We start from the raw sequence: 8710 nt of genomic DNA on the forward strand, positions 1-8710 counted from the left end.
GGACGGACGGCATGAAACGCGCGATCGCGGCACTGCTCACGCTTCTCTTGGCCGGATGCCAGTCGATGGAGTTGGAGGCGCCTGAAGTCGCAAGGCCGAGACCGGCTGCCCCCTCCGTGCCGACGCTTTCCGGCGACGCGCTCCAGGCCTTCCTCGTCGGAAAGACGCTGCGCTACAACCTCAACGGCGTCAATTCCACTTTCTACGCCGACGGCCGCTACGGCTATCGCGACTACGAGGTGCGCGACGGCGGCAGCTACACGATCACTGGCGACGAGGTTTGCATCACCTTCGAGGACGGCGGGCGGCGCTGCGACCAGTATGCGCAGATCGGCCCCGACTATTATCGCATCGAGGAAGGCGGTCGCCGCACCAAGGTCGACCGCGTCGTGCCCGCGGCCTGATAGCCGATCTCCGATTAATCGCTAGACCACTGGAACCCCTCATTCCCAAGGGGTCAAATTCGCTTGCGTTCTGCCATAGTGCCGGGCGGGGAAATGGGTGCTGCGGGAGGAACAGGTGGCCCCTTTGCGAGCGACACAATGCCTTGCCCTGTCGAAGGGTGACATGGAGAGGCTGCAACGTGTCTTCGACGAGCTTTGCCGGGAACAGGGCTGGGCACGCGACGGCGAACGGGCGCGGCGCCATGCCCGCATGCTGATCGACGACTACCTTGCCGGCAATACCAACGAGATGCACCTGCTTCTTGCAGGACGCGCCTTTGCCGAGCGCCTGCGGCACGACGTCTCCCTTTAGGGTCGTGGCGTCCTTTTCGGCCATCGCCGCACGCCGCCAGCGCGTGCAGCGCGCTGATCAAACACGGAAAAGCTGCTTACAAATCCCTCCTCCTGCGCTACATTAGCAAGATCGACTGTCGATGCCGCTTGAGAGGAGCCAGGGGGCCGACAGCCGCAGTGCCGACATTCATTGAGATGATCTCGAGGAGGAGACGCATGCAAGTAGTCTGGAAACAGCCGATCGAGCTCGACTTTGTTGGCGGCATGTGCCGCACCGTGAAAGGCCCCTCAGACGCGCTCGCCTGCCTTGCCGACCATTGGCCCCGCCGCGGGCCGTTCTATGTTGCCGCCCGCAGTGCCTGCCGCGCCGCAATCGATGGTCGCCGCACGGCCGAGGAGGCGCGAACGCTGTTCATATCGGCTGCCGAAGAGGCCGAACTGGACGCTCACTGAGGCGCAACCGCGCCGGACCGTATCCCGCCGCACGAAGCGGCGCACGCTCGCCAGCGGCGGGCGCAAGATGACCTTTTAGTTGAAGCCGCTTAGTTGAAGCCGCAGACCCAATACCCGTCGACGAACGGCTCAGATACCGGGCATTTGCCCAAAAACCGCATCATTTCGGCGCATTATCGCCCAATCATGCATGATTTTTCCAGAAACGGCCCGATTTCTGTCGTGAAGCCTTCACTTCTTCCGGCTATATTCTGAGGTGCCTCACAAAAACCAATTTCGGAGCGCTTTATTCCCCGCAAGGGAATTAAAAAAAACGATAGAAAACGATATACGGGAGAGAACATATGAGCGAGAGCAATCTCTATCGCATCGTTGAAGTCAGCGTGAAGCGTGAAGGTGGCCGCCGTGACGTCGGTATCATGACGGTGCGCCAGGCCCTTGAGCTTCCCCAAGTTCCCAGTCTCGAATACAGCCATCCGGAGCTCAATTCGCGTTCCGACGGCAGGTTCCTGACCCGCGATCAGCTTCAGGCCTACGCACACTGCGCCTGAGTTTGCCGCTCACGGCATCCTCTCGGCTGCTGTGATCTCGCGCGCCCGTCCGGGCGCGTTTTAGTCCAAAATCCTTCTCAAACCTTCGTCTTATTTTTCATCGCATCGATTCCGATTCGCGGATTTATGCAGTAACGTCCGGATTCTTCCCTGCCTCGCTCGAAACCGCACTCGGTCGACGGCGAGCGCCTATCAAACGCGCAGCGATCTTTCTGTCCGTTGAGACCGATGGACGCCCAAGACCGGACGATCATGGAAACTATCATCCCTCCTCCGCTTCCCGTGCTGCTGCCGATCTCAGGCAGTCTGGTCGGCTTTCCGGTTCGCCGGGTCTATTGCGTCGGTCGCAACTATGCTGCCCACGCCATCGAGATGGGTCACGATCCGGACCGCGAACCGCCGTTCTTCTTCCAGAAGAATCCGGACAACCTGCTTGCCGCCGGTAGCGCCTTCCCCTATCCGCCGCTGACCGCCGACGTCCATCACGAGGTCGAACTCGTCGTGGCGCTGAAGCGCGGCGGCAGCGACATCGCCGTCGAGGATGCGCTGGATTGCGTCTACGGCTATGCCGTCGGCATCGACTTCACCCGCCGCGATCTGCAGGCCGAGGCCAAGAAGGCAGGCAAGCCCTGGGCCGCCGCCAAGGCCTTCGAACATTCCGCCCCGGTCTCGGTGATCGTGCCGGCCGAAGCGATCGGCCACCCGGTCAACGGCAATATCTGGTTGAAGGTGAATGGCGAAATGCGCCAGCAGGGCGATCTCGATCAGATGATCTGGAAGGTACCGGAGATCATCGCCGAGCTCTCCAAGCTCTTCACGCTGGCTCCCGGCGACGTCATCATGACCGGCACGCCGTCGGGCGTTGGTGCCGTCGTGCGCGGCGACGAGGTCACCTGCGGCGTCGACGGCGTCGCGGCGCTTGCGGTTAGCGTCCTTTAGAAAAATTGTGCCAGGAACGGCGTGACGCGCACTTCCTGGCACCCCATCATTTCAGACGACACGAAGGATATCTGCCGATGCCGCTTTATGCCCTTGGATCGCTTCGCCCGCAGACCCCGCCGAACGGCGGCTACTGGGTGGCCCCGGACGCAAACGTCATCGGACAGGTCGAGATCGGCGACGAGGTTGGCATCTGGTTCGGCGTGACGCTGCGCGGCGACAATGAGCCGATCCGGCTCGGTGCCCGCACCAATATCCAGGAAAACGTCGTCATCCATGTCGACCCGGGCTTCCCGGTCACGATCGGCGAAGGCTGCACCATCGGCCATGGTGCCATCATCCACGGCTGCACCATCGGCGAGAACTCGCTGATCGGCATGGGTGCGACGGTGCTCAACGGCGCCAAGATCGGCCGCAACTGCCTGGTCGGTGCCAATGCGCTAGTGACCGAGGGCAAGGAGTTTCCGGACAATTCGCTGATCGTCGGCGCGCCGGCCAAGGCGATCCGTACGCTGGACGACGCTGCTGTTGAAGGGCTGAAGCGCTCGGCAGCGCACTACGTCAAGAACTGGCGGCGCTACGCCTCCGATCTCACCCGGCTGGATTGAACTCCAGGCTTGTCCGAAAAAGCGGTTCCGCCCTGATCGGCGGAATCGGACTCAGACGCAGCTCTGGCAATGGCCGCGGATCTCGATCGTGGTCTTCTCGGTCTTGAAGTTCTGCGCCCGCGTCAGCGTCGAAAGCCGCTGCTCGATCGCCTCGTCATGAAACTCCGTCACCTGGCCGCAGCCTTCGCAGATGGTGAAGGCGGTGACGCCGTGGTCGTGCTCGTGATCATGCGGGCAGCTACAGGCGACGAAGGCGTTCAGGCTCTCCAGCCGGTGCACGAGGCCGTATTCGAGCAGCTTGTCGAGTGCCCGATAAACCTGCAGCGGCGCACGAAAACCATGATCGCGCAGCTTGTCGAGAATGGTGTAGGCGCTCATCGGCCCTTCGGAATGGCTGAGCGCATCCATCACCAGCGTCTGGTTCTTGGTCAGTTGCGGCGTCGCCATCAGTGGTGTCCTCCGGGCGTGGAATGGTGCGCTGCCTCAACCGGGCGGCGGCCGATCGGTAGCAGACTCAGAACGAAAAGCCCAACCGCAGCAACGACGATAGACGGTCCCGATGGCGTATCCCAGTGCAGCGAGCCGAAAAGTCCGCCGGTAACCGCAAGCGCACCAATGACCGAGGCAAGAACCGCCATCACTTCCGGCGAGGTCGAAAAGCGCCGTGCAGTCGCCGCCGGGATGATGAGCAGCGAGGTGATGAGCAGGATGCCGACGATCTTCATGGCGATCGCGATGACAAGCGCCATCAAAAGCATGAAGAAGAGCCGCGTGCGCTCGGGCTGCAACCCCTCCGCCTCTGCCAGTTCCGGATTGACGGTGGAGGCCAAGAGCGGCCGCCAGAGATAGACGATGGCGAAGATGACGAGGATGCCGCCGCCCCAGATGATGTCGATGTCGGATTCCGAGACGGCGAGAATGTCGCCGAAGAGGAAGCCGACGAGATCGATGCGCACCCAGGTCATGAAGGCGACGATGACGAGGCCGAAGGAGAGCGCCGAATGCGAAAGGATGCCGAGCAGTGCATCGGTCGAAAGCGCCCCTCGCCGCTGCAGGAAGAGGAGCAGCACCGAGACGACGGCGGCAACGATGAAGACGCTGAGCATCAGGTTGAGCTCGAGAAGCAGCGATAGCGCCACGCCGAGCAGCGCCGAATGCGCCATGGTGTCACCGAAATAGGCCATGCGTCGCCAGATGACGAAGCAGCCGAGCGGCCCCGCCATGACGGCGATGCCGATGCCGGCGATCAGCGCGCGCACGAAGAAATCGTCAAGCATCGCGCTTCTCCTTCGCGTCATAGCCATGCAGCCGCGTGTGGTGGCCGCAGCCGCAATCCTCGCCGTGGTCGTGCACGTTTTCCTCGTCGTCATGGTGGTGGCCGTCGCCGGGGAAGCAATGTTCCGTAATCGAGCCGTCGGCATGGAGCACCCGGCCATCGGGCAGATGGGTATGGTCATGGTGGTGGCTGTAGACCGCAAGCGTATTGGCCGCCCGCCTACCGAAGAGCTTCTGGTATTCCGGGCTCTGGCTGACGGCCTGCGGCGTACCGCGGCAGCAGACGTGACCGTTCAGGCAGACGACCGTGTCGGTCTCGGCCATGACGATGTGCAGGTCGTGCGAAATCAGAAGGATGCCGCAGCCTGTGCGGTTGCGGATCTGTTTGATCAGTTCGTAAAGCGCAATCTCGCCGCTGAAATCGACGCCCTGCACCGGCTCGTCCAGCACGAGCAGGTCGGGCTTGCGGGCGATGGCACGGGCAAGCAGCGCCCGCTGGAACTCGCCGCCCGACAGATGCTGGACTTCAGCTTTCGCCAGATGCAGCACGCCGGTCGCCGAAAGCGCTTCCTCGATCTCCCTGCCCTTCAAGGGGCCGGTCAGCGTCATCAGCCGCTCGACCGTCAAGGGCAGTGTCCAGTCGACGGCGAGCTTCTGCGGCACGTAGCCGACTTTCAGGCCCGGCTTGCGCTCGACATAGCCCTCATCCGGCTTCAACACGCCGATCGCCGCCTTTGCCGTCGTCGATTTGCCCGAGCCGTTCGGCCCGATCAGCGTGACGATCTCGCCCGGGCTGATCGAGAACTCGACGCCGCGCACCAGCCAGCGGCCGTTGCGGCGCACACCGGCATTGCTGATATTGACCAACGGCAGCGTGTCTGGGGAGCGGAAATTCAGCATGAAAAAATTCCGGATTGGATGGTTGCCACTGGCTATCGCACACGTTATAGCATAACGCAATTGATGTAATAACATTACATGATTGCTTCAAGCCCTTCAATGGCCTGTTGCATCGATGCTTTGCATGCCCGACAGCGTGCCCGGTCGATAGGGCCAGGCGCGCCATTCAAGCCCGGAGAACCCGATGAAATCGACTTCCGCCCTGCTTTTTGCCTCCACCATGCTTCTCGCCGCACCGGCCATCGCGGCCGGTCCCAATGTGGTGGTTTCGATCAAGCCGATCCACTCCCTCGTCGCCTCGATCATGCAGGGCGTCGGCGAACCGTCGCTGATTGTCGAGGGCGCCGCTTCGCCGCACACCTACAACATGAAACCTTCCAACGCCTCTGCCCTGCAGGCGGCAAAGGTGGTCTTCTGGGTCGGCCCCGGCCTTGAAGCCTTCCTCGACAAGCCGCTCGACGCGCTGAGTGGCAGCGCCAAGGTGGTGGAACTCAGCGAAGCGCCAGGCCTCGAGAAGCTGAAATTCCGCGAGGGTGGCGCGTTTGAGGCGCATGACCATGGCGATGAAGGACACGGCGACGAAGGCCACAAGCATGCGGAAGGCGAAACGGAGCATGATGACGCCGCAGCGCCGGAAGCGGCCGCCGGGCACGATCACGGCCATGATCATGAGCACGGCCACGGCGATACCGACATGCACATGTGGCTCGACCCTGTGAATGCCAAGGCGATGGCTGCCGAGATCGAGAAGACGCTCGCCGAAGCCGATCCGGACAATGCCGGCGCCTACAAGGCCAATCTTGAGGCGTTGAACAAGCGGCTGGACGACCTTGATGCAAAGCTTGCCGAAACGGTCGCGCCGGTGAAAGACAAGCCCTTCGTCGTCTTCCACGATGCCTATCAGTATTTCGAGCACCGCTACAAGGTCCGCGTCGCCGGCTCGATCACGGTCAGCCCGGAAGTGCTGCCGGGCGCCGAGCGACTTTCCCAGATCCATGCCAAGATCAAGGAGCTAGGTGCGACCTGTGTTTTTGCCGAGCCGCAGTTCGAGCCGAAGCTGATCAATGTGGTGATCGAAGGAACGCCGGCGAAATCCGGCACGCTCGACCCGGAAGCCGGCACGCTCGACGCCGGCCCGGATCTCTACTTCCAGCTGATGGAAAACATCGGCACATCGCTGAAAACCTGCCTCGCCTCGGCAAGCTGATCCGTCCTCCCAAGACGGCAAAGGCGGGCGTTCGCTTCTCGCGAATGTGGGGAGCGCCCGCCTCGCTCCGCTGGCAAAGCGTGAGATGGCATGCTTGCGCGCGGTTATCCCACACTCCGTCATCCTCGCCCTTGTGGCGGGATGCAGTGACCCGACGTCCGTCGGGTAAAAAAACTCTTTCGACCCAAGGACTTGGGCCAGCTGGATTCCTGTGACAGGCACAGGAATGACGGAGGTGTTGACCCTGCCTTCATCGGCGGGCCCTCCCGATCGGAGGCGGCTTTGTCAGCAGGCTGAAGCGGGCGATCGTGCTCGCCTTTTTTACCCGCAACAATCGTAACGACATAACATACAGGAAACAATCGATGGAAAAGCTTCCCGTTACCGTTCTCTCCGGCTTCCTCGGCGCCGGCAAGACGACGCTGCTCAACCACGTGCTTTCCAACCGCGACGGCCTGCGCGTCGCCGTCATCGTCAACGACATGAGCGAAGTCAACATCGACGCGGCGCTGGTGCGCGACGGCGGCGCCGGCCTCTCGCGCACGGAAGAGCAGCTGGTGGAAATGACCAATGGCTGCATCTGTTGCACGCTGCGCGAGGATCTGCTGAAGGAGGTCCGCAACCTCGCCGAACAGAACCGCTTCGACTATCTGCTGATCGAATCGAGCGGCATTTCCGAGCCCCTGCCCGTCGCCACCACCTTCGACTTTCGCGACGAGGACGGCGAGAGCCTGGCCGATGTCGCGCGCCTCGACACGATGGTCACCGTCGTCGATGCCGTGAACCTGATCGCGGACTATTCCTCGCTCGATTTCCTTGCCGATCGCGGTGAGACGGCGGGTGAAGGCGATACACGCACGCTCGTCGACTTGCTTGTCGAGCAGATCGAATTCGCCGATGTCGTCGTTTTGAACAAGATCGGCACCGCCACGCCCGAGCAGCTGGACGCCGCCCGCAAGATCATCGTCGGCCTTAATCCGGATGCTCAGCTGATCCAAACCGACTTCGGCAAGGTGGCGCTTCGCGACGTGCTCGGAACCGGCCGCTTTGACATCATCAAGGCTGAGCAGCACCCGCTCTGGTACAAGGAGCTCAACGGTTTCAAGGATCATGTTCCCGAGACCGAAGAATACGGCATCCACTCCTTCGTCTATCGCGCCCGCCGGCCTCTCGATCCCATGCGCTTCCAGGCTTTTCTCAATCGCTCCTGGCCGGGCGTGCTCAGGGCCAAGGGTTTCTTCTGGCTCGCGACCCGGCCGCACTATGTCGGCGAGATCAGCCAGGCGGGTCCGCTCGTCAGAACCGGCAAGATGGGCCTCTGGTGGTCCGCGGTGCCGAAGGAGCAATGGCCGCGCGACCCTGGCTTCCTGAAGGCTGTCGGTCCCTATATCGATCCGGTCTGGGGCGACCGACGCCAGGAGATCGTCTTCATCGGCGCCGATCCGATGGATGAGGCAGCACTTCGCGCCGAACTCGACGCCTGCCTCATCGCCGACAAAGCCTTCCAACCGGAGCGCTGGCGCGATCTCGCCGATCCCTTCGCCAACTGGTCGCCGCGGGCCGCCTGATGGCAGAGGCCGCGCCAATTCCGCGTCGGCCGCGCTTCATGTGCATGGCGCTCAACACCGCCGGGCGGCCGGTGCCGATGTTCGATCCGTTTCTTGGAGAGATGCCTGGGGATGAGGAGACACCTGAGGTACCGGGCGAGGTCGAGTGGTTGCTGTTTGGCGAGCGGGAAACTCGCCGACCCTCGGAACGGTAGCGGTGTGCGCCAAGTGAAAGGGCAAACAAGACTCGAAGAGGCGCCTGTGAAGTGCAACAGCCGCAAAAACCTCCCTCATTCCTGTGCTTGTCACAGGAATCCAGCCGCGCCGCGTCGGCGGCGCGAGAAAACTCCAGGCGTCCAGCATTCTTTCGCCGTGCCGACGCACGGCGGCTGGATCTCTGTGACAAGCACAGAGATGAGTGAGGTGTTGGTCGGCGCCAGGCGTCCGGGGGCATCCTCAGAATGATAGAAATGCCAATTGCTGGCCAGGGGCG

12 protein-coding genes are annotated in these 8710 nt (G+C 62.4%); 8 read left to right on the forward strand and 4 right to left on the reverse strand.

Annotation, left to right across the window (positions count from 1 at the left end; all coding sequences use genetic code 11):
• Positions 1-11: 11 nt before the first annotated feature.
• The 6 genes from ACTJKM_RS29955 to ACTJKM_RS29980 all read left to right on the forward strand — a co-directional run bounded on the left by ACTJKM_RS29955 (position 12) and on the right by ACTJKM_RS29980 (position 3288).
• Entirely contained in the window at positions 12-404 is a 393-nt protein-coding gene (locus ACTJKM_RS29955; protein ID WP_057254290.1) for a hypothetical protein, read from the forward strand.
• A 115-nt stretch (positions 405-519) separates the two neighbouring features.
• Positions 520-756: a hypothetical protein gene (locus tag ACTJKM_RS29960; protein WP_093232960.1), complete on the forward strand. Its 237-nt coding sequence runs from the start codon at positions 520-522 to the stop codon at positions 754-756.
• 197 nt (positions 757-953) lie between these two features.
• Positions 954-1190 (forward strand): DUF982 domain-containing protein, encoded by a 237-nt coding sequence (locus ACTJKM_RS29965; protein ID WP_082616090.1) that lies wholly within the window; start codon positions 954-956, stop codon positions 1188-1190.
• Between the two features lie 344 nt (positions 1191-1534).
• Positions 1535-1741 (forward strand): hypothetical protein, encoded by a 207-nt coding sequence (locus tag ACTJKM_RS29970; RefSeq protein WP_057254287.1) that lies wholly within the window; start codon positions 1535-1537, stop codon positions 1739-1741.
• 252 nt (positions 1742-1993) lie between these two features.
• Entirely contained in the window at positions 1994-2680 is a 687-nt protein-coding gene (locus ACTJKM_RS29975; protein ID WP_058328739.1) for a fumarylacetoacetate hydrolase family protein, read from the forward strand.
• A gap of 77 nt (positions 2681-2757) precedes the next feature.
• On the forward strand, positions 2758-3288 hold the full coding sequence (locus ACTJKM_RS29980) for a gamma carbonic anhydrase family protein (RefSeq protein WP_058324218.1): 531 nt from the start codon (positions 2758-2760) through the stop codon (positions 3286-3288).
• Between the two features lie 51 nt (positions 3289-3339).
• On the opposite strand, the gene ACTJKM_RS29985 is transcribed toward ACTJKM_RS29980, so the two are convergent.
• From ACTJKM_RS29985 to ACTJKM_RS29995, 3 genes are read right to left on the reverse strand one after another with little or no spacing between them, the layout of a single operon-like run.
• On the reverse strand, positions 3340-3735 hold the full coding sequence (locus tag ACTJKM_RS29985) for a Fur family transcriptional regulator (RefSeq protein ID WP_057254283.1): 396 nt from the start codon (positions 3733-3735) through the stop codon (positions 3340-3342).
• Positions 3735-4565, reverse strand: a complete 831-nt coding sequence (znuB, locus tag ACTJKM_RS29990; protein WP_058328725.1) for a zinc ABC transporter permease subunit ZnuB — start codon at positions 4563-4565, stop codon at positions 3735-3737. The genes ACTJKM_RS29985 and znuB overlap by 1 nt, the downstream gene beginning before the upstream one ends.
• Positions 4558-5463, reverse strand: a complete 906-nt coding sequence (locus tag ACTJKM_RS29995) for an ATP-binding cassette domain-containing protein (RefSeq protein WP_058328726.1) — start codon at positions 5461-5463, stop codon at positions 4558-4560. The genes znuB and ACTJKM_RS29995 overlap by 8 nt, the downstream gene beginning before the upstream one ends.
• Positions 5464-5647: 184 nt before the next feature.
• On the opposite strand from ACTJKM_RS29995, the gene znuA reads away from it, so the two are divergent.
• Both znuA and zigA read left to right on the forward strand, forming a co-directional pair.
• Positions 5648-6670 (forward strand): zinc ABC transporter substrate-binding protein ZnuA, encoded by a 1023-nt coding sequence (gene znuA / locus ACTJKM_RS30000; RefSeq protein WP_057254278.1) that lies wholly within the window; start codon positions 5648-5650, stop codon positions 6668-6670.
• A 365-nt stretch (positions 6671-7035) separates the two neighbouring features.
• Positions 7036-8238, forward strand: a complete 1203-nt coding sequence (gene zigA, locus ACTJKM_RS30005) for a zinc metallochaperone GTPase ZigA (protein WP_113736684.1) — start codon at positions 7036-7038, stop codon at positions 8236-8238.
• 284 nt (positions 8239-8522) lie between these two features.
• On the opposite strand, the gene ACTJKM_RS30010 is transcribed toward zigA, so the two are convergent.
• On the reverse strand, positions 8523-8710 hold a 188-nt coding region (locus ACTJKM_RS30010), incomplete at its 5' end, for a hypothetical protein (protein ID WP_440661552.1).

This window comes from Ensifer sp. 22460, assembly GCF_052044935.1.
In the GTDB taxonomy this organism is placed as follows: Bacteria; Pseudomonadota; Alphaproteobacteria; order Rhizobiales; family Rhizobiaceae; genus Ensifer.

What these genes read in the sequence shown, in the direction of transcription:
- ACTJKM_RS29975 (WP_058328739.1), top strand. Translation starts at nt 1,994, where the DNA reads ATGGAAACTATCATCCCTCCTCCGCTTCCCGTGCTGCTGCCGATCTCA.
- ACTJKM_RS29955 (WP_057254290.1), top strand. Translation starts at nt 12, where the DNA reads ATGAAACGCGCGATCGCGGCACTGCTCACGCTTCTCTTGGCCGGATGC.
- ACTJKM_RS29965 (WP_082616090.1), top strand. Translation starts at nt 954, where the DNA reads ATGCAAGTAGTCTGGAAACAGCCGATCGAGCTCGACTTTGTTGGCGGC.
- ACTJKM_RS29985 (WP_057254283.1), bottom strand. Translation starts at nt 3,735, where the DNA reads ATGGCGACGCCGCAACTGACCAAGAACCAGACGCTGGTGATGGATGCG.
- znuA (WP_057254278.1), top strand. Translation starts at nt 5,648, where the DNA reads ATGAAATCGACTTCCGCCCTGCTTTTTGCCTCCACCATGCTTCTCGCC.
- ACTJKM_RS29995 (WP_058328726.1), bottom strand. Translation starts at nt 5,463, where the DNA reads ATGCTGAATTTCCGCTCCCCAGACACGCTGCCGTTGGTCAATATCAGC.
- ACTJKM_RS29980 (WP_058324218.1), top strand. Translation starts at nt 2,758, where the DNA reads ATGCCGCTTTATGCCCTTGGATCGCTTCGCCCGCAGACCCCGCCGAAC.
- ACTJKM_RS29970 (WP_057254287.1), top strand. Translation starts at nt 1,535, where the DNA reads ATGAGCGAGAGCAATCTCTATCGCATCGTTGAAGTCAGCGTGAAGCGT.
- zigA (WP_113736684.1), top strand. Translation starts at nt 7,036, where the DNA reads ATGGAAAAGCTTCCCGTTACCGTTCTCTCCGGCTTCCTCGGCGCCGGC.
- znuB (WP_058328725.1), bottom strand. Translation starts at nt 4,565, where the DNA reads ATGCTTGACGATTTCTTCGTGCGCGCGCTGATCGCCGGCATCGGCATC.